This window comes from Streptosporangium sp. NPDC001559, from assembly GCF_042893955.1.
Lineage (GTDB): Bacteria > Actinomycetota > Actinomycetes > Streptosporangiales > Streptosporangiaceae > Streptosporangium.
In genome coordinates, this window is the sequence record NZ_JBIAVG010000027.1 from 45859 (window position 1) to 68662 (window position 22804).

Here is a 22804-nt window from a genome sequence, read left to right on the forward strand (position 1 = left end):
TTCGATGTCTCGGGAGTGCTCCCGAACGAAGGCGGCCAGCACCTCCATGACCGTGGGGTGCCCGCACGCCGAGCCGCGGGCGATCCGCAGCCTCGGCGGTCAGGGCGGCCTTTGCCGACGGCGTTCGCCAAGCTTGGGCGGCCGCCGAGAGTTTTAGGTGGGACAGCGAGTTCGGCGGATGAAGGAACCCAGGCCGTACGCGAGGGTTGAGCAGCAACCGAACAGCCAGTGACGTTAGCCAGCAGCCGGGGCTCGGGTTATCGTCACCGGCCGTTCTGATGCGAGTGATCGCTCGTCCCCTCCCTCACCGGCGGCTAATCCCGCACATGCAGGCCGAAACCCTTGCGGCCCGGCACTTCCAGGCCCTCCTTCAACCGCAGCGACGGGATCTCATAGTCACCGAAGTTCTGGCGCCGGAACGCGATCGGCTCGGTTGTCTCCAGCGACAGCAACCGCTCCTTCCACACCTTCGCGGCGTCCTCGAAGTCACCGCGCGTCATCTTGTCGGTGCCGTACAGCACGAACGGCGGCAGCACTTCCACGCCCGGGTAGTACAGGATCCCGTGGTGGATCGGGAACAGCAGATCCTCGATCGGGCCGTTGATTCCGCGATCGGTGTAATGGGACTCCGGGCCCCCGACGGTCACCGACAGGATCGCCCGCCGCCCCTGCAGCGTCCCCTCACCGAAACGCTCGCCGTACCGGGTCTCGTCGTGCACTCCGACGCCGTACGCGAAGTGAAAGGAGAACACCCGATCCACCCAGCCTTTGAGGATCGCCGGCATCGTGTACCACCACATCGGGAACTGGAAGACCACCGTATCGGCCCACAACAGCTTCTCCTGCTCAGCCGCCACGTCAGGCGTGAGCGCGCCGGCGTCGTACGCCCCGGCCGAACTCGGTATCACCCGCAGCGGACTCGTGGCATGCTCGCCGAAGTCCGCCGCGTCCACCACGGCCTTCCAGTTCATCGCGTACAGGTCACTCACCCGCACCTCGTGCCCGGCGGCTTCGAGAGTGGACACGGCGAGGTCCTTCAGAGAGCCGTTCAGCGAACGCGGCTCGGGATGGGCGTAGACAATGAGCGTCTTCATGGCTGTTCCCTTCAACAAGGTACGTCGCCATAGATGCTCGGCCGCCGAGGCCTCGTCGTTCAGAGACGCTTCTTCCATCGGACGGGACTTCCTGGTAACAGCAGGACCACCTTCACATGCGCCACCGAAGCCATACTGGGGGCATGGACGATCTCGCGGGCTTCCTGCGCACCCGACGTTCCCGGGTCGCCCCTTCCGCCGTCGGCATCCCCACCGACAGCCGCCGCCGCGTCGAAGGGCTGCGCCGCGAAGAGGTCGCGCACCTGTCCGGAGTCAGCGTCGACTACTACGTACGCTTGGAGCAGGGCCGCGCCACCCAGCCCTCCGAACAGGTCCTCGACGCGCTCGCCCGCACCCTCGGCCTCGACGAGACCGAACGCGGGCACCTGTACCGGCTGGCCCGGCAGCGCCGCCGCGCTAAGTCGCCCAGCGGGCGCCTACGGCCGGAGCTGCTGCGCGTACTCGACCTGGTCACCGACGCGCCCGCCCTGATCATGGACCACCGGCTGGACGTGGTCGCGGGGAACCGCCTCGCCGGACTCCTCTACGGCCGGGAGATGCCGGGCTTGAACACCGCCCGGCACATCTTCCTAGAGGAGACCGAGCGCGGCCTGTACGCCGACTGGGAGAAATGCACCCTAGACGTGGTCGGGCACCTGCGTCTGGCGGCCGGGAAATACCCCGACGACCCGCGCCTGGCCTCACTTATCGGCGAGCTGGCGATGGGTAGCAAGCGCTTCCGCCGCCTCTGGGCCCGCGCGGACGTGCGCTCCCGCACACATGGACGCAAGGCGTACCAGCACCCGCTGGTCGGACTGCTGGAACTGCACCAGGAGAACTTTGCACTGCCGGACGAATCGGGCATGGAGCTGCTGGTGCTGTCCGCGGCACCCGGGAGCCCCACCGAGGACGGGCTGCGCCTGCTGGGCGCACTCAGTGGGGATGGACATCCCACGGTGAAAGGCCTGCCGGTAACGAACGTGTCATGAGCCGCAAGAAGCCGCTGGGGTCAGCGGCGACGATCGGCGAGGTTGTCTTCGCGGGTGTTGCGTTCGTCGGCGTCTGCGCCGAGGCCGTCGTGGTGGCCGAGGGTGGGAGGCAGGCATGCCCGGGATTTAGCTGGAGTTCGGACGCGGAGTGGTGTCCGGGCATCGGGAAGAGAACCCTCCCCTCCTTGTCAGTCAGCTCCTCCCAGGTCGGGCGAGCGCCCTGTCGTGAGCGAGGCACTGGCGAGCCCTGGCCAGGGCCAGGACATGCGGGTCGTCGAGCGGGATCTGGGGCAGCGGCATGACGCTCTCCTCAAAGAGTCGAGAGCTGGTCAGCGGGCTTGCCCCCGGCGGCCGCGAAGGTCTTGTGGACGACGCCGACGGAGACGTTGAAGACTCTGATACCCGCCCACCCCGCCAGGACATCGACCACCGACCCGAACAGGGCAGGGACACAGGTCTCACAGGCCCGCGTCCTCACGCATGTCGAAGGCGTCGCGGACGTCTTGCGCCTGACGTTCTATGTGACCCGATGGAGCCCGGAGGAGATCGGCCTCCAACTCCCCATGCCGCCGGCCTCCCTCATCGGCGTCGACCACCTCTTCGAGCCGGACATCCTCGTCGAGGTCGAGGCGACCGCACTGCTCGACTGATCCGGCGCACGCAACCGGACCTGGTCACCTCAGAACCGCACACGACACGAACACCACTCGCCGAACGCCTGAAGGCCCAAGCGACCGGGGTCGTCACCCCCCACAGGGCCAACCCCACCGATGCCAGGCGCCGGAGCCGACGACACGAAGCGACGGCCGCAGCCCCCGCCCGGCACCGGAGCCACGAACCGTCCCAGATACCACGATCCAACACCGTGACCAACCGAAGACATCAGCCGGATAATCCCGCATTGCCACAGGTCAGACACGACTCATTGCCACCGGGGCCCTGCCCCACTCCGGGCAAAAGGGTCTCGCCATACAGGCGCCCTGACCGTAGGGGACGGTGGACGTCACCGGCCCACAGTTCCGGCAGCCCGGACAGCTGTGGACCGCCGAATCGGACGAGTACATGTGAGACGAACCGCGCCCCGGGATCGCCGCCGATCACGACTGCCGCTGGGTTCCTTTTTGGAAGGGGTCTTCAGTCCTTCGTTGTTTTTGATCTTGGAACTCGAGCGGGCGCCTTTACAATGTAGATCAATAACTTCACGGAACGGGTTCCAGCCGGAGTGCACATCCGTTTACGCTGGAGGTGAACGAATGTACACCCCCTGTCCCCCTTCCCATGGAGAGTCGCGGTGCCCCCTCAGCCAATCGAGGCGCCTCATCCACGTTTTCTCGTCGCCGTCCTGGCCTTCTGCGGCGTGGTCGTGGCCGTCATGCAGACACTCGTCATCCCTCTCCTGCCGCACATCCCCGCGCTCACCGGGAGCACCCCGACCGCCGCGAGCTGGCTGGTCACCGTCACCCTGCTCAGCGGCGCCGTCTGCACCCCCGTCCTCGGACGGATCGGCGACATGTACGGCAAACGCAAGGTCCTGCTGGCCTCCCTCGGCCTGCTGACCATGGGCTCGGTACTGTGCGCCGCCAGCTCCCAGATCGGCGTGCTCATCGCGGGCCGCGCCCTGCAGGGAGCCGCACTGGCCGTCATGCCGCTCGGCGTCAGCATCATGCGGGACGAACTCGCACCCGGCCGGCTGCTCTCCGCGGTGGCCCTGATGAGCTCCACCCTGGGCATCGGCGCCGCCATCGGACTCCCCCTCGCCGCACTGGTCGTCGAGAACGCCGACTGGCACACCATGTTCTGGGTCTCGGTGGGTCTGGGCCTGCTCGACATCGCACTGGTGCTGCGCTACGTGCCCGAGTCGCCACTGCGCACCGGCGGCCGGCCCGACATTCTGGGCGTGCTCGGCCTCTCCGCCTCCCTGGTCAGTCTTCTGCTGGCGGTGACCCAGGGCGGCGACTGGGGCTGGACCTCCCCTCCCACCCTCGCCCTGCTGGCCGCCGCCGTACTGATCGGGCTGCTCTGGGGAGTCCACGAACTGCGCGCCCCCTCCCCCATGGTCGACCTGCGGATCTCCGCACGGCCCGCGGTGCTGCTGACGAACCTCGCCGCCCTGCTGATCGGTTTCGCCTTCTACGCCAACTCGCTGGCCACCGCACAACTGGTGCAGGAGCCCACGAGCACCGGGTACGGCCTGGGCGTCTCCATCGTCGTCAGCGGCCTGTGCCTGCTGCCCGGCGGCGTCGCGATGGTGTTCCTGTCCCCCGTCTCGGTCAGGATGTCGGCCGCCTACGGCCCCAAGGTCACCCTGGCGGTCGCCTCGGCCTGCATGGCCGCCGGATACGTGGTGCGATTCTTCACCAGCCACCAGCTGTGGACGATCGTCCTCGGCGCGACCGTGGTGTCCGCGGGCACGGCCATCGCCTACTCCGCCCTGCCCGCGCTCGTGATGCGCGCGGTGCCGGTGAGCGAGACCGGCGCGGCCAACGGCCTCAACACACTGATGAGGTCGATCGGCCAGGCGGCGTGCAGCGCGGTCGTCGCCGCGGTCCTCGCCCACGTCACCTTCCAGGTCGCGGGCCGTACCGCGCCGACCCTGGGCGCCTACCTGACGGTCTTCGTCATCGCCGGAGCCACCGCGTTCCTCGCTCTGGCCGTCGCCCTGTGTCTACCGGGCAGACGGGCCCCCGCCCCGTATACCGTCGGGCAGGACCGTACGGCGGGCGCAGCGGAGCGCCCACCGGCGGCGCTCGCCCAGGAGAGCAGCCCATGAGCGTGCACACCACCGGAAGGCAGACCGAATCCCGGGACACCGGAGCCCGCAGCGGCCGGGACGCGATTCTGCGCGCCGCCCGGCGCGCCTTCACCCTGCGCCCGTACGCCGAGGTGACCTTACGCGGCATCGCCACGGACGCGGGGGTGAGCGCCTCGCTCATCGTCAAGCACTTCGGCAGCAAGGAACAGCTGTTCAACACCGTCGCCGACTTCGGTCCCGACGCCGACGAGCTCTTCGCGGCCCCTCTTGAGTCGCTCGGCAGGCACATGGTGCTGGCACTGGTGCACAGCCGCCGCGAGCTCCAGCGGGACCCGCTGCTGCGTGTCGTGTTCTCCCTGGGCAACACCGATGAACGTTCCCTGCTGCGGGACCGCTTCCACGAGCAGGTCACCGCGCGGCTGACCACGCTGCTCACCGGTCAGGACAACGCCCTGCGGGCGGAACTGGTCGCGGGCCAGTTGCTCGGGCTCGGAGCCACTCTCGCGCTGCACCCCTCGGGCGCCGCGGCACAGGCCGACGCCGAACGCATCGCCGACCTCTACGCGCCCGCGCTGCAACGCCTGATCACCGGCTGATCCGGCCCGCTGATAGCTTTAGGGCGTAAGGAGACGGGAGGGAGCCGCAGGTGGTCGTCTTCGCGGGCCAGGGCGATGCGCGCCGTTCCATGGCTCTACTGTGGCGTTCCACCGGCCCCGCCGAGTCCCGGCCCGGCCCGAAACCGGGGCTCAGCGTCGATCTGATCGTGGACACGGCGATCGCCCTCGCCGACGCCGACGGCATGACGGCGCTGTCCATGCGAGCGGTCGGCGAACGGCTCGGGCGCTCGGGAATGGCCCTCTACACCTACGTCCCCAGCAAGGGTGAGCTCGTCGACCTGATGTACGACCGGGTCCTGGGCGAGCTGCCGACCGGCTACGGGCACGAGGAGGGCTGGCGGGCGGCCCTGACGGTGTGGGCCCGCGACACCTGGGAGTTCTACCTGCGCCATCCCTGGGTGCTTCAGGTGTCGCAGGCCAGGCCCGTGCTCGGCCCCAACGAGTACCTCAGCCTTGAGACGCTGGTGCGCATCCTGCGTGAGACCGGCCTCGACGCCTCCCGGATCCGGGGTGTCGTCGGCACGCTGTTCCACTTCCTGCGCGGTTCGGCGGGGACGGTCTCCGAGGTACGGCAGGCCCCCGCCGCCACGGGCGTCTCCGACGAGGAGTGGTGGCTCGCCCGTTCGGCCACGCTGCTGGAGATCGCCCCCGGCCTGACCGAACGGTTCCCCGCCGTGGCCTGGCTCGAAGGCGCGACGGCCGCCGCCTCCGCGCAGGACGACGACCTGCCCTACCTCGAACGCGAGGCCAGGAAAAGCTTCGAGACCGGCCTGGCCGTACTCCTCGACGGCATCGAGGCGACCGTCGCGGGCTGACGCCGCTGTTCTGGCAGCGCGTCCGGTCTTCTTGGGGAGCTCGACAAGGTCAAGAACATGAACGGGGCCTTCGGCCTCCCCGACATGTACGTGGTCTACCGGCACCTGTCGGACTACACCCACGCCGGTCTGCCGGCCGCCGGCACGTACGCCGAGCACCTGGGCAACGGCACATTCCGCCTGAACCCGCCCGGTCAGCTTCCCGGCTACGCCAACCCCATCTGGATAGCCGTCTCCCTCATCCAGGCCGGGCACGCCATCAGCCCCATGATCGTGGGCGATCCGATGCGCAAGCTCCTCAACCAGGCCGCCCAGGACATCGGGCTGGGTTCCCCTGAGGCGATCTACCCCCAGCGGCGAAAGAAGAAGGGCCCCAAGACGAAGGGTCAGCCTCCGGCGCAAGCCGCCCCCACGCCGTAGCGACACCGCGGGCCCCGGTCTCCGGCCAGGGCCCACGGTCGAAGCGCAGTGACTGACTGTCACCCTCACTGACATCAACTTGTCGCGAGCCACTGCCAAGACCCTGTCGTTTCCACTGACAGAAACTCGTCGCTCAGCATCCGGGCCGTCCGGGGGCCTCAGCCGCTCAGCAGTAGCTCAGGGGCTTGCCGTAGTAGGTGAAACTGAAATTGTCCATGGACATGAATCCCGTGATTCCGGTGCCCTTCACGCGGCCGTAGACCCAGAGGTGGCCGTGGCTGTTCCTCGTGAAGCAGTGGAAGTAGATCTTCTTGCCCTTGCCGACCGAGGCGACGGTCTTGCACCTGGGCCCGGCGTACGGGCCGACCTTGAGGTTGAACCTGCCCTTCATGATCCCGTAACCGGCGTGCTGGTTGCTGACCGCGATCGGCGGGCAGGAGCCCGCGATGGCCGCCTCCGCCGGCGCCGTCACGGCTCCGGTCATGGTCAGGGCGCCGGTGATCGTCCCGGCTGCCGTGAGAACCGCGAGCGTCCTGATGATGTGCCACATGTGCCGCCCCTCCAGAAGATCGACTGGTGACCACATCCTGACAGAGGCCATGTTGAGGGATTGTTGAGGATTTGTTGACTGGGCCGGAAATTGTGTTGCCGTCCGCGTTGGTCTGGGCCCGGCCCTGGCCGTCTGGGTGGCCGCGGCGCGACGTGCGCGACGCCGCCGGACACGCCGGCGCCGACACCACCATCCACCACGACCGCCACCGCGGAGGCCTGGCAACCGGCGCTACGGTCATGGGTCCACAGCGGATCAAACTCCTGGAGCGTCTCGCCCAGCACGACCCGGACCTCTACGGACCCGCACTGACCCAGGCCAAGGCGGACGCAGCCGCTTTGGTGTCTAGCCGGCCCCTGAGGACGGCCCCTCGGGCCTGGCGCAGCTCACGAGAAGAGGACGGTCCACGTGCCTTACGTGCCCGACAAGATCATCGGGCCCTGGCCTGCGAGAAGATGCTAATAAGCGAGCGCCGACCCAGTCGGTGGTGAACGCGAATTCCACGCCACCTCCGAGCCCGGTGCGTGAACGAGCCCGCCGTAACGTCCGCGCGGAACCGGTGCTGCCGGCCCAGGAGCTGTTCGCCGACCGTGGCTATGCCGAGACGACGGTGGAGAAGACCGCCGCGGGCATGTCCAAGCGCACGTTCTTCCGCTACGTCTCCTCCGAGGAAGACCTGGTGGTCGGCAGGTGCGAGACCATCGGCGCCGCGTTCTCCTGCCTGCTGGCGGCGCGGGCCGTCTGGATCTCCTCCGAGGGCACCCTGCTCGACGCCGCCATGGACGCCCCGTCCAGGCGAAGTGAGCCGACCGGCGGATGGTGGGTCGGCGACCGCGGAACCCCGGCTTCATGAAGAGGCCATCGGTCAGACGTCGCCGAACATACGGTTCCTGTCGCTCTTTGGAACGTCAAGGGCGTGAAGTGCCCGGTTCAGGGAGCCCTCCTCAAAGCCGAAATGAGCCTTCATCGCGGCCTTGATGTCGTTGATCTGCCGGAAGAGCTGTTGCGGTGATGACTGCGGATCGTCGAGACTCACCTGGAAGTCCGCGAGCAGGCGCGCGAGGACCTCGTGCTCGCGTCCCAGGCGGGCGATCGTGGGCTCCAGCTCGGGCATCTGTTGCAGCAAGGCCGGGAAGAAGTCGCTGTCCTCGCTGCGGTGATGACTGCCCAGGGCGGAGCAGAAGGTGTAGCAGAAGTCGCGGAGCTCGGGTTTGAGGCTCTGGGCGCGTTCGCCGGAACGGATGGCCCTGCGGGCGTCCTCCAGCGCCTTTTCCAGGCGGTGGTGGACGTCCTGCAACTCCCGATGCCAGGCGAAGATGCGTTTGCGCAGCATGACGGCGCTCAGCGGAAGTCGTCGGTGCGCTCGTCGGCCCACCGCGCGAAGCTCCGGACGGACGGCCCGGTGAGCGAACATCGCCGGACCGCGTGTCCGCCCCTGAACGCGATCGCGGCGAGGCCGGCCTCGTGGACGGGAGCGGTCGCCGCGCCCGGGTACGGGGCACGGACCGCGCCCTGGTGCCGGATGAGGTGCCGCCCCACCGGACCGGTCGCTCCGGTCACCGGAGTCATTCTGGCCGTCCTTCCGTTGTCGGCGCCTGGCCGCAGTCGTTCGCGGCGAGCAGTTTCGGCAGTTGCTCCAGCAGGCTCTCGTGCCAGGCGATCTCGGCCCGCAGGCGTGCCGTGGTGTGGTCGAAGGTCATCGGCTCCAGCCCGCGCAGGTACGGCTCGGCCTGTTCGCGCTGGTGCCGCCAGGCCGTCAGCCGGGCGACCAGCGCGTCACGCCGGTCGCCGATCAGTGCCCGCAGTTTCTCCTCGGTGAGGTCGTCGGCGTAGTGCAGCGCGAGATCCACCGGGTCGGGCCGCAGCCGTACCTCGCGCAGTGTCCGGTCGCGCAACGCGATGAACTCTTCGCGCCCGGCCGCGGTGAGCGCGTACACCGTCCGCGCCGGGCCCGCCGCCTGCTCGGTGCGGACCACCTCGATCGCGCCCTCGGCGACCAGCCGGTGCAGCGCCCCGTACAGGGACCCCGCCTTGATGTCGGTCCACAGTTCGGTGCGGTCCAGTTGCGCCTGCCTGCGGATCTGATGCCCGTGCATCGGACCGCGCAGCAGGGCGCCGAGCACGAACATGCGTGTGTCGCTCACCCGGCTACTCAAACACGAGTAGTCTCAGCTAGTCAAACGCGAGTAGTCGTGCCCGCTCAGGTCCCCGGAGTCAGCCGCGAAGCCGGGCCACCACGGCCACATCCGCGACAGGAGCCGACCGGCCGCCACATCGTCGGCGCCGCCGACTCCTCCGGCCTGCCATTTCGCCCCTCCCACCAGCCTCGGCCCAACCCATGCACTTGATGTTGCACGCACCGCGTGCATAATGAGTGCACGAGTGTGCCGACCGGCCGGGCGGCGGTCGGCCGACGTGCCGTGTTCCGCGAGCCGCCAGGCCGGTGCGGAGCTCATCCGAGGAAGACGAAAGGGCGAATGTCGTGAGGAACCTGCTGGATCCCGCAAAGCTGAACACCGCCATCGAGAACATCCACCGAGCCGGGGTTCCGGGCTTGTTCGCCGAGGTACGCGCCGAGGACCAGGTCTGGCGCGGCGCCGCCGGGGTCGCCGACCTCGCCACCGGCCGCCCTGTCACCGCCGACATGCGGCACCGCGTCGGCAGCATCACCAAGACCTTCGTCGCCGCCGCGGTCCTGCAGCAGGTCGAGAGCGGTCGGATAGGACTCGACGCACCGATCGGGCGCTACCTGCCGAACCTGGTCCCGGGCGAACGAGGTGATGCGATCACGGTCCGGATGCTGATCAACCACACCAGCGGCCTCGCCGAATACCTCCCCTACGCCTACCCCTCCCTCAGGCCGTTCCCCGCCCTCGCGGACACCAGGCCCCAAAGCTTGGACGACCACCGGTTCACCCGGTTCGATCCCGCCGAACTGATCGAGATGGGGGTCACCGCACCCGCGTTCAGCGCCCCGGGCGGCACGCCGGGGCTGTACTCCAACACCAACTACCTGCTCCTCGGTCAACTCCTGGAACGGGTGACCGGCATCACGGCCGAGAAGTACATCACCCAGAACGTCATCGAGCGCGCCGGGCTCCAGGACACCGGGTTTCCCGACGGGCCGCACCTCAGCGGGCCGCACTCGCAGATGTACGAGGCATGGTTCGGCATGATCGACCCGCCGCGGGACTTCAGCGTCTTTGACATGTCATATGCGGGTGTGGCGGGTTCGCTGGTGTCGACCGTGGCGGATCTCAACCGCTTCTTCGGTCTGCTGTTCGACGGCAAGATCGTCAGCCGGTCGTCGCTGGCACAGATGCAACGCACCGTCACGGTCATTTCCCAGGAGGGCAGGACGATCGAGTACGGCCTCGGGATGTATCCGATGGAAGCGCCCGGCGGCGCCACCTTCTGGGGCAACGGCGGCACGGTCTGGGGCGCCGGAACGATCTCCATGACCAGCGCCGACTCCAGGCGGCAGATGTCCGTCGCGATCAACCTGCAGAGGTGGAGCAGGCTCGACTCCTCGGGCAAACCGCAGCCCCACGCCATCGACGACGCGCTCGCCGCCCTGTACGGCCTGGCGCTGGACGGCTGACCGGGCCGGAGAAACCGCAGCACGTTCCGCACCGTGAGACGCGGGTTCCCGGCGGCGATGCCAGGCGTGCCACTACCTCGCCCGCCCCGGCCTGTGCCAAGCCGTGGAGACGGCGGCCGGCGCGCCCGCCTTGCCCCGCGAGACGAACGCCGCGCAGACAGGAGGCCCTCGTCGGCTGACAGAGGGCCCGCGAAGAAGACGGGAGAACGATGACCACGACCGACCTCGCGCCGACGAGGGAGCAGCCCCCACCCTCACCGGACGCCGATGCCGCGGGGGAACAGTCCGTGGCAGGGTTGCTGCGCCCTTACCGCTGGAGCTTCGCCGCCGTTGTCATCCTGCAGGTGATCGGCGCCGTCGCGGGCCTGGCACCGCTGCTGGCGGTCGTCGAACTGGGGCGCGGCCTGCTGGCGCCTGGCCCGATCGATCACGATCGTGTCTGGTTCGCCGTGACCGCCGGTGCGGCCGGCTTGCTTGTCCGGCTGCTGTTCACGGCCGCGTCGTCCGGGATCGGGCACCTGCTCGACGGCCGGGTGCAACTGGCCCTCCGCCGGCACCTGGCCGCACGGCTGGGACGCGTGCCGATCGGCTGGTTCTCCCGGCGCCGGACCGGCGAGCTGACCAAGGTGGTGGGCCAGGACGTCAGTGCCGTACACCCGTTCATCGCCCACGCCCCCGGCGAGCTCATCTCCGCGTTCGTGGTGCCGCTGCTCTCGCTGGTCTACCTGTTCACCGTCGACTGGCGGCTCACGTTGATCACGCTGATCCCGGTGGTGCTGGCCATGGCGCACGTCCCGCTGATGATGACCCCGGCCCGGCTGCGCGAGGAGAAGCGGTTCGACGCGGCCATGGGGCGGATCTCCGATTCCGTCGTCGAGTTCGTCCAGGGCATCTCAGTGGTCAAGGCGTTCGGCGGTTCCGGACGCGCCCACCGCAGGTTCCGCACGGCCACCGACGATTTCGTCGACATCTACCACCGCTTCGTGCGCGGCATCTCGGTGATCGCCGCCGGAATGCAACTGGTGCTGTCGCCGCCGTTCGTACTGTTGGTCGTCCTGATCGGCGGCACCGTCCTGATCACGACCGGCGGCCTGCCCCCGGCCGACCTGCTGCCTTTCCTGCTGCTGGGACTGGGCCTGACCGCTCCGGTGGCGGCCCTCATCGCCCATGGCTTCGACGACCTGCAGGCCGCCAGGCGCGCGGTCGGCCGGATCCGGGACGTGCTCGAGGTGGCGCCGCTGCCGGAGCCCGCGCGCCCGATCGCACCGCGGGGCCACCGGGTGGAACTGCGTGACGTCCGCTTCGGCTACGAAGACGATCGCGAGGTGCTGCACGGGATCGACCTGGTCCTCGAACCGGGCACGGTCACCGCGATCGTCGGGCCCTCGGGCAGCGGCAAGTCCACGCTGGTTCAGCTGCTGCCGCGCTTCTTCGACCCGACCCACGGTTCGATCACCCTGGGCGGCGTCGATCTGCGCGAGCTCAGCGGCCATGACCTCTACCGGACGGTCTCCTTCGTCTTCCAGGACGTGCGCCTGCTGCGCGCGTCGGTCACCGACAACATCATGCTCGCCGTACCGCACGCCGACCTCGATGAGGTGGTGCGCGCCGCCCGGACGGCGAACATCCATGATCGAATCCTTGAGCTGCCACGCGGCTACGACACGGTGCTCGGGCAGAAGGCCGGGCTGTCGGGTGGCGAGGCGCAGCGGATCGCGCTCGCCCGCGCGCTGCTCGCCGACACGCCCGTCCTGGTACTGGACGAGGCGACCGCGTTCGCCGACCCGCAGACCGAGCAGGCGGTACGGCGGGCGCTGGCGGCGCTGGAGGGCGATCGCACGATCCTGGTCATCGCCCACCGCCTTGAGACGGTCGCCGGCGCCGACACCGTCGTGATGCTGGACAACGGGTCGATCGTCGAGCAGGGCAGGCCCGCCGACCTCCTGGCGGCGGACGGAGAGTTCGCCGCCTTCTGGCGATCCGAGGAGTACCGATGATTCGCATGCTGCTGCGTGTCCTGGGCCGTGATCACGCCCGGCCGGTGCGTCGCACCGTGGCCTTGATGACGACGACCGCGATCGTCGAGGGTCTGTCCTACGCCCTGCTGGTTCCCGTGCTGCGAACCCTGTTCGTCGGCGACCCCGCGGACGCGCCGCCCTGGCTGATCGCGTTCGGCGGCGCGGTCGCGATCTACGCGGTGCTGCGCTATGTCAGCGATCTGTTGGGTTTCCGCGCCGGAATCACGCTGTTGCGGGGGATGTATCACCGCCTCGGCGATCATCTGGCCCGGCTGCCCCTCGGCTGGTACGGCACCGGCCGGGTCGGAGAGGTGTCCGTCCTGGCCGGCCAGGGCGTGCTGGAGACGATGGGCGCGATCGCGCATCTGCTGGCGCCCTACATCTCCGCCTTCGTCACCCCTGTGACGATCGTCGGCGTGATGCTCGTCTTCAACTGGCAGCTGGGGCTGGCCGCGCTGGTCGCTGTGCCGTTCGTGGCGGCGATCCAGATCTGGACCGGCCGTTCGACGGCCGCAGGCGATGCCGGCCGCCACGAACGCGACACCGAGGCCGCCGGGCGTGTCATCGAGTTCCTCCAGGCTCAACCGGTGCTGCGCGCCGGTGGCCGGAGCGTCCAACGCTTCGCGTTGCTCGACGACGCGCTGCGGGAACTTCAGCGCGCTTCCCGCCGTACCGTGTTGTCGGTGCTGCCCGGCATGATCGGCTTGACGCTCGTGGTGCAGGCGATGTTCACCGTGTTGCTTGTTCTGGGCGCCTTCCTGGCGCTCGGCGGGAGCATCGGTGCCGCGGAGGTGCTGACGATCCTGGTGCTGGCCGCCCGCTGCGCCGATCCGGTCCTGTCGCTGGCCGACATCGGCGGCAAGCTCCGCGCCGCACGCTCCGAACTGGCCAGACTCGACGCGGTCCTGCGCACCGAGCCGCTGCCGGAAGCACCGGAACCGCTCCAGCCGGTGGGCCACGGCTTGGATGTGGAGTCCGTCGCCTTCCATCACGGCGACCGCACGGTGTTCGACGACCTGTCGTTGTCCGTGCCCGAGGGGCAGCGACTCGCGGTGGTCGGCCCCTCGGGCGCGGGCAAGAGCACGCTGCTGCGGTTGCTCGCGCGGTTCCACGACGTGGACGCGGGTGCGGTGCGCGTAGGAGGGGTGGACGTGCGCGCCATCGGCACCGAGGTGTTGATGGCGCGGATCGCCATCGTCTTCCAGGACGTCTACCTCTTCGACGGCACGATTGAGGACAACGTACGGCTGGGCCGCCCCGAGGCCACCGAGGCCGAACTGCGGACGGCGGCGAGCGCCGCGCGGCTGGACGAGGTGATCAACCGGCTGCCCGGCGGATGGGCGGCGAATGTCGGCGAAGGCGGCGCCCTGCTGTCGGGAGGCGAACGCCAGCGTGTCTCGATCGCTCGCGCGCTGCTGAAGGACGCGCCCATCGTGCTCCTCGACGAGGTGACCTCCGCCCTGGACCCGGTGAACGAGGCAGCCGTCCACGAGGGCATCGAACGCCTGATGGCCGGCCGGACGGTCGTGATGGTGGCTCATCGGATGCGGACCGTCCAACGCGCCGACCGCATCGCCTTCCTCGAAGGAGGCCGGATCGTGGAAGAGGGACGCCACGACGAGCTGCTCCGGCGAGGCGGCCGCTACGCCGACTTCTGGGGTGCTTCCCTGACACCGGCGGACCGTGACTGAGCCGGTCCCGGTCCAGGCGATCGGCTGGACCGAGACCGCACGGAACCGCCCACGTATCAGAACCGAGCCGCGCGTGAGGGCCGGCATGCGGCAATCGCCAGCCCAAGGGCGAAGGCGGCATATCCACAGGTCACGGCCAGACCTGCCCATGGCGGGAGCGGGTAATAGCCTCCCAACGGTGACGGGTCCACGTCCACATGCGCGAACGTGGGAACGCTCTGTGTGATCGCGAACCCGGCGGCGGGAGTGATCGTCAGCAGCCATGGCGCCACACCCGCGGTCGCCAGCAGGTAGGGCACGACGACCAGGGCGACGGCCAGCCCGACGGCGACGACGGCCCGCCTGACCAGCGCGGCCAGGCCCAGGGCCAGCACGCCGGCGGCCGCGGCCAGCGCCGCGTAGCCGACGATCACCCGCAGTTCGGTGCCCAGGGTGATCGGCTGGACCGGGTTCCGGTTGGCACGCAACATCGCCAGGCCGACAGGGACCACGACTCCCGAGGCCGTCAGCCCCGCCACGAACGAGACCACGCCGACCACCGCGGCCTTGGCCGCCAGCGGCAGCGCCGGACGCGGCTCGGCCGGTAGGCCGTTCCTGATCGGTCCGCGCCGGTGCTCCGTTGTGAAGAACACGACCGCCGCCACGAGCATCGGGATCAGTCCCACGGCCCCGCCGATCAGCGTGAGGTCTGCGCGTAGACCGCCCTCCACCGTGGCGGGCCCGATGTCACCGCCCCCGGTCACGATGAGCCTGTCGCCGGACTCGACGACCCCGCCCGGGTGGTGGGGGGTCTTGCCGTCGGACTCCATGACGACGCCGACATCGTCGCGGCGCCACGAACCGTTCGCGCCCCGCAGCGTGATCTGGTCGAAGGTCGCGGTGGCCTGGGCGAAGGCTCGCGCCATGTCCCACAAGGCGCCTGGCGAGGTGGCGAACAGGCCGATCTCGACCGTCTCCGGCAGCCCGGTCAACGTGACCGCGCCGACCTCGCTCCACGTCCTGCCGTCGTCCGACTCGTAGCCGGTGACGGTGTCGCCCGACCTGGTCAGCCGTAGCCACTGCGGGCCGTTGTGAGGACCGCCGGGCACGTCGTGGACGTAGTTGTACTGCATCCGCACGCCGTGATCCCCGGTGAGCATGACGGCGGCGTACGGCGTGCCCTGTTCAAGACTCTGCCTGACCAGGAGGCCGGCCTTCGCCCACGGCACCACCCCCTCCTTGACGTTGCGCACCCCGGGTACGGCGTCCGGCAGCCGGATCAGCCCGGTCATGTCCGATACGCGGGCGGTGACGCCGCCGTTCCCCTTGAGCGGCTGGTGCACGAAGTAGTACTTGTCCATCACCGCCGTGCCGTCGGGTCCCACCAGGGGCGCGGGGCAGGGGCCCTCGCCCTTCCCGGTCACGCAGGTGCTGCGGGCGCCCCCGGCGATCAGCAGCCCGAGCGAAACGGTGACCAGCACGGAGGCCACCATGGCGAGCACCCGGCCCCGCGCGGAACGGAACCTGGTCCACTCCGCGCGCAGCATCCGAGGGAAACCGTCCCGCCCGGCCCGCCGGCCGGATCGGTGAGGCGTGAATGAACTCATGCCGACGGTTGTACGCGGCACCCGGTTCCAGCCGGGTCGCAGCCGCTGCGACCCGGCTGCGACCGGGGATCTGGCATCGTTGCCCCATGCCTTCCCGACCCGGCGGCCGGCCCGTCCGCCCTGCCCGCGCGACGAGCGGCGGTGAACGGTGAGAGTCCTCGTCGTCGAGGACTTCGAGGTCCTCGCCCGCTCCATCGGAACCGGGCTGCGCCGCGAGGGCATGGCCGTCGACGTCGTCCTGGACGGAACCACCGCCCTTGAGCGTCTGGCCGCCACCCGCTACGACGTGGTGATCCTCGACCGCGATCTGCCCGGCGTCCACGGGGACGAGATCTGCCGGCGGCTCGCCCACGGCCGCTGTGCGACCCGCGTACTCATGCTCACCGCCTCCGGCACGATCGAGGACCGTGTCGACGGGCTGAGTCTCGGCGCCGACGACTACCTGCCCAAGCCGTTCGCGTTCACCGAACTGGTCGCCCGCGTCCGCGCCCTGGCCCGCCGTGCCACCCCGCCGCTACCGCCGACCCTGACATGTGGGGACATCACCCTCGATCCGGCCCGCCGTGTCGTGTTCCGAGCCGGTCGGCGCCTTGAGCTGAGTCCCAGGGAGTTCGCCCTGCTCGAATGCCTGCTCGCCGTACCCAGCCTGGTCATCTCCGCCGAGGAACTCCTTGAGCGCGTCTGGGACGAGGCCGCCGACCCCTTCAGCAGCGCCGTCAAGCACACCGTGCACCGGCTACGGGCCAAGCTCGGCGACCCGCCCGTGATCGAGACCGTCCGCGAAGGCGGCTACCGCATCGGATCGTCATGACCGGCCCGCGGCTCGCCGGAAGGTCCTTACAGACACGGCTCGCGCTCGCCTACGCGGCGGGCTTCTACGCCGCAGGAGTCCTCGTGCTCCTGTTCGTCGCCGTCCCGCTCACCAGCGTCAACGCGGCCACATCCGTGGGCCGTCCTTCGCCGGGTGCGATCACCGGAACCGGGCCCGGGATCGGCCTGCCCCAACTTCTCACGGGATCCGTTGTAGCCCTGATCCTTCTGATTCCCGTCTCCCTGGCCCTCGGCTGGTTCGTCTCCGGCCGGTTCCTGCGTCCGCTGCGCGCCATCACCGCCACCGCGAAGAGCATCTCCGCCGGAGATCTCCACCGGCGCCTCGACCTCGGCGAGCCCGTGGACGAGCTGACCGAGCTCGGCCATACCCTCGACGACCTGTTCGCCCGCCTTCAGGCCTCCTTCGACGCTCAGCGCCACTTCGTCGCCAACGCCTCCCACGAGCTGCGCACCCCTCTCGCCGGCCTGCGCACCCTCCTTGAAGTCACCCTCGCCGACCCCGATGCCGACGCCGACACCCTGCGCTCGGCCTGCCGGGAGGCCCTCGCTCTCGGCGGACACCAGGAGCGGCTCGTCCAAGCGCTGCTCGCCCTGGCCACCGGCGAGCGCGGCGTCACCCGCTGGGACGCCCTCGACCTCGCCCGCATCGTCGAAGGAGTGCTCGTCTCCCGCCGCCGCCAGGCCGCGGAGAAAGGCGTTGACCTCGCCGAACACCTGACGCCCGCGGTGACGGCCGGGGATCCGGGGCTGATCGAAAGCCTCGTCGCCAACCTCATCGACAACGCCGTCCGCCACAACCACCCGGACGGGTACGTGAAGGTCACCACTCAGACCTCCGGCACTCAGGTGGCCCTTACGGTCACCAACAGCGGGCCGGTCATCCCCGGCGACCAGATCCAGCGCCTCTTCCAACCCTTCCAGAGACCGGCGCCCGATCGCCACGGCCACCACGACGGCCACGGCCTCGGCCTCGCCATCGTCAACGCCGTCGCCCAAGCTCACCGCGCCACCCTCGCCACCAGCGCACGCCCCGAAGGCGGCTTGTCCATCACCGTCTGGTTCGCGTCCGAGGCCCATCCGAACCGTTCCTGACCTCAGGGAACGACGACGCGAGGGCGGCGTTCAGGCGCCGGACCAGAAGGCGGTGAGCAGCGCGTTGAACCGCTCCGGCGCCTCGACGTGCGGGTAGTGGGCGCTGCCCGGCACCTGCTCGTGCCGTGCTCCGATCCGCTCGGCCGTGACGCGTGCGCAGGCCATGAGAGGGACGCCGCCGCGTTCCCGGTACGGCCCGGGGGCTTTCTCCCAGGTACCCGAGACGACCAGCTTGGGGAAGGCCGCCGCCCGCAGCGCCGGCAGCGGGAGGCCGGCCTCCCAGCAAACGCGTTCGCGCAGCGCCGTGGCGGCCGCGCGCAACCGCCGATCTCCCGTCTCCGGCTCCGGCGTGCCGACCGATTCGGCTGCGGTCCGCAGCCACTCCTCGGGCGTCAGGTCGGGAAGGTCGGCGTAGGCGGCGCGGTTGGCGCGCAGCGCCTCGGCCACGGCGGGGTGGTCGGCGGCCGCCTGGTAGCAGCCTGGCTCGACCAAGGTGAGCGAGCGCACCGCCTCCGGCCTGCGCGCCGCCGCGATCATGGCTCCGACGGCGCCGTAGGAGTGGCCGACCAGGTGCGCGCCCGCGCCGAGGAGTTCGGCGACGTCGTCTGCGTCGGCCAGGTAGTCGCCGGGGAACCTGTCCCCGGCGTCCGGGCTGCCGCCGCAGCCCCGGCGGTCCATCAGGAGCAGCCGGAACCGGCCGGCCAGCGGGCGTTGCGCCGCGAAACCGTACGCCGGGTCGTCGCCCCAGCTCGTGGAGCCGTGCACGAAGACCACCGGCGGCCCGGACTCAGGGCCGAGCGCGGTCACGTGCACGCCCCCTGTCAGCGGGCCGTTCGCACGGAACAGCGGGGTGGGAGCAGGCATCCGACTCCTCCTTAAACATCGTTCAATAGTATTAAACGTTGTATAAGGAAATCGGAAGGCGACGTCAAGGCGGGTAGGGTGATCGCGTGCCGTCGTCAGAGTCCTCCGGCGGGTCCGTGTGGCTGCGTCCCGAGCGGCCGCCGCGCGACCGCCAGCTCACCCGCGAGCGGATCGTCGACGTGGCGGTCACCGTCCTCGACGGCGAAGGCCACCGCGGCCTGTCGATGCGTCGCGTCGCCGCCGCCCTGGGGGTGACCGCCGGGTCGCTGTACTGGTACGTCCACACCAAGGACGACCTGCTGGAGCTGGCCCTCGACCGCGTGCTGGCCGAGGTGAGCGCAGGCCCCGGCGCATCCGACTGGCGGGACGGCCTGGCGGCGCTGGCCCACAGCAACCGCGCCATGCTGCTGCGCCACCGGTGGGCACTGTCCGAGCTGACCGTCAGGCCCAACCTCGGCCCGAACGCCCTCGCCCTGGCCGAGACCGGGCTGGGCCTGCTGGAGCACGCCGGGTTCACCGGCTCCGACCTCGACGCCGCCATGGCCGCCGTCAACGACCACGTGGTGGGCGCGGTCATCGCGGAGGTCGCCTGGCGCGACACGCTGGCCCGTATGAGCGGGACCGGGTCCGACTGGGACGAGCGGGCGGCCGAGTACCTACGCCAGGTCGCCGAACGCCACCCGACGCTGGCCGGCCGGATGGCCGCCACGGGCGAGATCGACGTCGAGCATGAGAGCGAGCGACGCTTCGCGTTCGGCCTCGGCTGCCTCCTGGACGGCCTCGCCGCCCGGTGCGCGACCCCGTCCCCGTCATAGCGCCGGCGACGGGAGCGTCAGGACCAGGCCCCAGCCCTCGCTGTCCTGCGGCGCCCGGCTTCGGAAACCGGCACCTGCCCGCCGGTCGGGAACGGTGTGGAATCCCGGCACGAGACGCGGTGGAGCTGTGGGATCGTGGAGGCTTTGACGCCACATCCTGCCCGCCGTACCCGGGGATTTGTCATGGAATTTCGGATTATGGGGGCGTTGTCGATACGTGACGGCGCCGAGGATCGCACTCCCACCGCTCCGAAGCACCGTGACCTGCTGGCGATGTTCGCGCTCAACGCCCGCCGCCCGCTCACCGTCGAGCGGCTGCGACAGCTGCTGTGGCCGCTGGAGGAGGGCGACCGGTCGGACTCGCTGATCCGCGGCTACGTCGGCCGGCTCCGGCAGCTGATCGGCCAGGACGTCATCACCACCGTGTCCGGCACGTACACGCTGGCCATCGACGACGACCAGCTCGACGTCGGTCGCTTCCGCCGGCTCATACAGGAAGGGCTGTCCGAGCGTGACAGCGGGAGGCTGCGGGAGGCGCTGGACCTGTGGCGTGGCCCGGTTCTGGCGGACGTGGACCCTGACGCGAGGCGCTGGGCCGAGACCGGGCGGCTGCGCGAGGAGCTCGAAGAGCTTCGCCTGCTCGCCCTGGAGCGCCGGATCGAGCTCGACCTGGACGCGGGCCGGCACCGCGAGCTGCTGTCCGAGGTGCGGGGGCTGGTCGCGCGGCACCCACTCTGGCAGCGTTTCCGCGGCCAGTTCATGCTGGCGCTCTATCGCAGCGGGCGGCGCGTGGAGGCGCTGGCCGCGTACACGGCGCTGCGCGACGAGCTCGACGGCGGACACGCCATCGAGCCCGACCCCGAGCTGCAGCTGCTCTATCACCGCATGCTGCACGACGATGTCATGCTGCACGTCTCCGCGGGCCCGCCGGTGCTGTTGCCGCGGGACGTCGCCCACTTCACCGGCCGCGCCGACCTGCTCGACCGGGTGTTCTCCGGCCTGGTCGTCGTGCACGGCCCGGCCGGGGTGGGCAAGTCGGCGCTCGCCGTACACGCCGCCTGGCGGCACAGGGAGCGTTTCCCCGACGGGATCCTGTACGCGGACCTGCGCGAGTCCACCCGGCCCGGCGCGATCCTGGAGGACTTCCTGCGCTGGCTCGGCTGCCCGGCCCAGGCGGTACCGGCATCGGAGGGCCAGCGGCAGCGGCTGCTGCGCACCTACACCGCCAACCGCCGCATGCTCGTCGTGCTGGACGACGCCACCGACGAGTCCCAGGTGCGGCCGCTGCTCACCTCATGTCCCACCGTGATCACCAGCCGGTCGGCGCTCGGCGGGCTGACCGGCGCGGTACGGCTGCCGCTGGGCGTCCTGGACGACGACGAGGCCCGTGACCTGCTCGTCAAGCTCATCGGCGAGGAACGGGCGGACGACGGCGGGGTGCGGGAGCTGATGCGGTTCTGCGGCGGGCTGCCCATCGCGTTGCGTATCGCCGGATCCCGCCTGGCCACCAGACCGGGCTGGACCCCGGGCTACCTCGCGGGCCTGCTGGAGGACGAGCGCGGGCGGCTGGACCGCCTTCACTCGGGCGACCAGACGATCCGCAGCGTGTACGCGGTCGGCTACGAGGGCCTGCCCCTGCCGGCGCGCCGCATGACGCGGCTGTTGGGCGCGCTGTCGGCCCCCGACGTCGCCGACTGGGCCGTCCAGGTCTTCGGCGACCAGGCCGACGCGCTCGTGGACGCCGGCCTGCTGGAGGCGCACACCGTGGACGTGGCGGGCCAGGTCCGCTATCGCATGCACGACCTGACCCGGCTCTACGCCCGCGAGCGGCTGGTTGAGGAGGAGGGCGTGCATGCGGTACGGGAGGCGCTCACGCGGCTTCAGGTCGTCGTGATCGCCAGGGTGCAGGCGTCCCGGTTCCCGCTGGTCTCCGGTGAGCCGACCATGCGCGGCTTCGTGACCAGGGACATCAAGGAGTCGGTCGAGTGGCTCGTCGCCGAGCGCGCGTTCCTCGCCGCCCTGGTCGGCGATCTGTACGGGGCCGGCCTCGACGAGGGCGCGTGGCGGCTCGCGCATCTGCTGGGCCCGTTCCTGGAACGGCGGCGCTTCCTGGACGACTGGCGGCCGGTCGCCGAGACCGGCCTCGCGGCGGCTCGGCGCACGGGTGACGCCCGTGCCGAGGCCCTGCTCCTGCGGGACCAGGGCGACCTGTTCCGGGCCGAGGGTCGGTGGGCGGAGGCGCTGGATCTGCTCACCCGGGCGCTCGAGGTGTTCACGAGCCTCGGTACGTCCAGCGGCAAGGAAGCCGGGCAGGTCCGGCGCAGGATCGGCCAGGTTCACCTGGAACAGGGCCGCCTGGACGAGGCGGAACGCCAGCTGACCTCCTCTCTGCACGCCTTCGGCGGCGGGAGGGCCGGCGCCGAGGCGCGGCAGGCGCTTGGCGAGGTGCTGCGGCGGGCCGGCCGCCCCGACGAGGCAGCCGACCGGCTCACCGCCGCCGCGGACCTCTTCGACGCTCTGGGCGACCGGCACCGGCACGCCGACACCCTGCTGGAGCTGGCCGCGGCACGGCTGGCGCAGCGGCGGGTGCCCGACGCCAGGGACTGCGCGCAGCGGGCCAGGTCCATCGCCGTACGGCTCGGCGACCGGCTGCTGGACGCGCACGCGCTGCTGGCGCTGGCCCGGGTCAACCGGGCTGAGGGCGACCGCGACGCGGCGCGCAAACTGGCCGAGGACGCGTTCAAGTTCTTCGACGGCATCGCCGACGAACCCGGTAGGGCGACCGCGCTGGACCTGCTCGCCGCCCTGGCGTGACGACCTGCCCTGACGGCTCGACACCGCCTCGACATCACCCGCGTCAGCTTCCTCTCGTCAGTCCGATGGACACAACCGCCTCCGGCTCCCGCAGTGGGGGCGGCGCGTACATCGACGCGCGGGGACGTACGACCTCACGGTTCGGCGGGGTGGTGGCCGCCGCGTTCGCGGGGAGGGGCGAGCTCATCACATCGGACGCGGGAACACGGCCTGAACGCCTCGAACTTGGCTGAGCGGATCAGTACCGTATGGAGC

At 70.4% G+C, this 22804-nt stretch carries 21 protein-coding genes and 1 pseudogene; 15 read left to right on the forward strand and 7 right to left on the reverse strand.

Annotated features, from left to right (window positions below):
- Positions 1 to 314: 314 nt before the first annotated feature.
- Complete coding sequence (locus ACFYY8_RS39550; protein WP_390050242.1) at positions 315 to 1094, reverse strand: NAD(P)H-dependent oxidoreductase; 780 nt, start codon at positions 1092 to 1094, stop codon at positions 315 to 317.
- A gap of 143 nt (positions 1095 to 1237) precedes the next feature.
- On the opposite strand from ACFYY8_RS39550, the gene ACFYY8_RS39555 reads away from it, so the two are divergent.
- The 6 genes and pseudogenes from ACFYY8_RS39555 (at position 1238) to ACFYY8_RS39580 (ending at position 6687) form a co-directional block, all read left to right on the forward strand.
- A complete protein-coding gene (locus ACFYY8_RS39555; protein ID WP_390050243.1) occupies positions 1238 to 2083 on the forward strand; it encodes a helix-turn-helix transcriptional regulator in 846 nt (281 codons plus the stop codon).
- A 494-nt stretch (positions 2084 to 2577) separates the two neighbouring features.
- Positions 2578 to 2733 (forward strand): annotated as a pseudogene (locus tag ACFYY8_RS39560) (RidA family protein); the annotation flags it as partial.
- A 641-nt stretch (positions 2734 to 3374) separates the two neighbouring features.
- Positions 3375 to 4853 carry an MFS transporter gene (locus ACFYY8_RS39565; RefSeq protein ID WP_390050244.1) on the forward strand — a complete coding sequence of 493 codons (1479 nt, stop codon included), beginning with the start codon at positions 3375 to 3377 and terminating at the stop codon, positions 4851 to 4853.
- Positions 4850 to 5431 carry a TetR family transcriptional regulator gene (locus tag ACFYY8_RS39570; RefSeq protein WP_390050245.1) on the forward strand — a complete coding sequence of 194 codons (582 nt, stop codon included), beginning with the start codon at positions 4850 to 4852 and terminating at the stop codon, positions 5429 to 5431. The genes ACFYY8_RS39565 and ACFYY8_RS39570 overlap by 4 nt, the downstream gene beginning before the upstream one ends.
- A 50-nt stretch (positions 5432 to 5481) precedes the next feature.
- Complete coding sequence (locus tag ACFYY8_RS39575; RefSeq protein ID WP_390050246.1) at positions 5482 to 6267, forward strand: TetR/AcrR family transcriptional regulator; 786 nt, start codon at positions 5482 to 5484, stop codon at positions 6265 to 6267.
- 57 nt (positions 6268 to 6324) lie between these two features.
- A complete protein-coding gene (locus ACFYY8_RS39580; protein WP_390050247.1) occupies positions 6325 to 6687 on the forward strand; it encodes a hypothetical protein in 363 nt (120 codons plus the stop codon).
- A 166-nt stretch (positions 6688 to 6853) separates the two neighbouring features.
- Here the strand turns inward: ACFYY8_RS39580 and ACFYY8_RS39585 are convergent, their stop codons facing one another.
- A complete protein-coding gene (locus ACFYY8_RS39585; RefSeq protein ID WP_390050248.1) occupies positions 6854 to 7237 on the reverse strand; it encodes a hypothetical protein in 384 nt (127 codons plus the stop codon).
- Between the two features lie 520 nt (positions 7238 to 7757).
- Here ACFYY8_RS39585 and ACFYY8_RS39590 point away from each other — a divergent pair.
- Positions 7758 to 8090 (forward strand): TetR family transcriptional regulator, encoded by a 333-nt coding sequence (locus ACFYY8_RS39590; RefSeq protein ID WP_390050249.1) that lies wholly within the window; start codon positions 7758 to 7760, stop codon positions 8088 to 8090.
- A 12-nt stretch (positions 8091 to 8102) separates the two neighbouring features.
- Here the strand turns inward: ACFYY8_RS39590 and ACFYY8_RS39595 are convergent, their stop codons facing one another.
- From ACFYY8_RS39595 to ACFYY8_RS39605, 3 genes are read right to left on the reverse strand one after another with little or no spacing between them, the layout of a single operon-like run.
- Positions 8103 to 8570, reverse strand: a complete 468-nt coding sequence (locus ACFYY8_RS39595) for a hemerythrin domain-containing protein (RefSeq protein WP_390050250.1) — start codon at positions 8568 to 8570, stop codon at positions 8103 to 8105.
- Between the two features lie 8 nt (positions 8571 to 8578).
- Positions 8579 to 8797, reverse strand: coding sequence for a hypothetical protein (locus ACFYY8_RS39600; RefSeq protein WP_390050251.1), 219 nt, complete (start codon positions 8795 to 8797; stop codon positions 8579 to 8581).
- Positions 8798 to 8802: 5 nt separating this feature from the next.
- Entirely contained in the window at positions 8803 to 9381 is a 579-nt protein-coding gene (locus ACFYY8_RS39605) for a PadR family transcriptional regulator (RefSeq protein ID WP_390050252.1), read from the reverse strand.
- Between the two features lie 338 nt (positions 9382 to 9719).
- Between ACFYY8_RS39605 and ACFYY8_RS39610 the strand changes: the two genes are divergently transcribed.
- The 3 genes from ACFYY8_RS39610 (at position 9720) to ACFYY8_RS39620 (ending at position 14547) form a co-directional block, all read left to right on the forward strand.
- Entirely contained in the window at positions 9720 to 10838 is a 1119-nt protein-coding gene (locus tag ACFYY8_RS39610; RefSeq protein ID WP_390050253.1) for a serine hydrolase domain-containing protein, read from the forward strand.
- Positions 10839 to 11047: 209 nt separating this feature from the next.
- Positions 11048 to 12835: an ABC transporter ATP-binding protein gene (locus ACFYY8_RS39615; RefSeq protein ID WP_390050254.1), complete on the forward strand. Its 1788-nt coding sequence runs from the start codon at positions 11048 to 11050 to the stop codon at positions 12833 to 12835.
- A complete protein-coding gene (locus ACFYY8_RS39620) occupies positions 12832 to 14547 on the forward strand; it encodes an ABC transporter ATP-binding protein (RefSeq protein ID WP_390050255.1) in 1716 nt (571 codons plus the stop codon). Before ACFYY8_RS39615 ends, ACFYY8_RS39620 begins: the two co-directional genes overlap by 4 nt.
- Before the next feature lie 56 nt (positions 14548 to 14603).
- Here the strand turns inward: ACFYY8_RS39620 and ACFYY8_RS39625 are convergent, their stop codons facing one another.
- A complete protein-coding gene (locus ACFYY8_RS39625; protein WP_390050256.1) occupies positions 14604 to 16073 on the reverse strand; it encodes a hypothetical protein in 1470 nt (489 codons plus the stop codon).
- Positions 16074 to 16281: 208 nt separating this feature from the next.
- On the opposite strand from ACFYY8_RS39625, the gene ACFYY8_RS39630 reads away from it, so the two are divergent.
- Together ACFYY8_RS39630 and ACFYY8_RS39635 are read left to right on the forward strand one after the other, a co-directional pair.
- Positions 16282 to 16944: a response regulator transcription factor gene (locus ACFYY8_RS39630; protein ID WP_390050257.1), complete on the forward strand. Its 663-nt coding sequence runs from the start codon at positions 16282 to 16284 to the stop codon at positions 16942 to 16944.
- Positions 16941 to 18056 carry a sensor histidine kinase gene (locus ACFYY8_RS39635; protein ID WP_390050258.1) on the forward strand — a complete coding sequence of 372 codons (1116 nt, stop codon included), beginning with the start codon at positions 16941 to 16943 and terminating at the stop codon, positions 18054 to 18056. Before ACFYY8_RS39630 ends, ACFYY8_RS39635 begins: the two co-directional genes overlap by 4 nt.
- A gap of 30 nt (positions 18057 to 18086) precedes the next feature.
- On the opposite strand, the gene ACFYY8_RS39640 is transcribed toward ACFYY8_RS39635, so the two are convergent.
- Positions 18087 to 18920: an alpha/beta fold hydrolase gene (locus tag ACFYY8_RS39640; RefSeq protein ID WP_390050259.1), complete on the reverse strand. Its 834-nt coding sequence runs from the start codon at positions 18918 to 18920 to the stop codon at positions 18087 to 18089.
- 86 nt (positions 18921 to 19006) lie between these two features.
- Here ACFYY8_RS39640 and ACFYY8_RS39645 point away from each other — a divergent pair, with 86 nt between their 5' ends.
- From ACFYY8_RS39645 to ACFYY8_RS39655, 3 genes are all read left to right on the forward strand, one after another.
- Positions 19007 to 19735 (forward strand): TetR/AcrR family transcriptional regulator C-terminal domain-containing protein, encoded by a 729-nt coding sequence (locus ACFYY8_RS39645; RefSeq protein WP_390050260.1) that lies wholly within the window; start codon positions 19007 to 19009, stop codon positions 19733 to 19735.
- Positions 19736 to 19918: 183 nt separating this feature from the next.
- Positions 19919 to 22549, forward strand: a complete 2631-nt coding sequence (locus tag ACFYY8_RS39650; protein ID WP_390050261.1) for a BTAD domain-containing putative transcriptional regulator — start codon at positions 19919 to 19921, stop codon at positions 22547 to 22549.
- A gap of 65 nt (positions 22550 to 22614) precedes the next feature.
- The gene (locus ACFYY8_RS39655; protein WP_390050262.1) at positions 22615 to 22782 is read left to right on the forward strand and encodes a hypothetical protein; all 168 of its coding nucleotides are present in this window, start codon (positions 22615 to 22617) and stop codon (positions 22780 to 22782) included.
- Positions 22783 to 22804 lie beyond the last annotated feature (22 nt).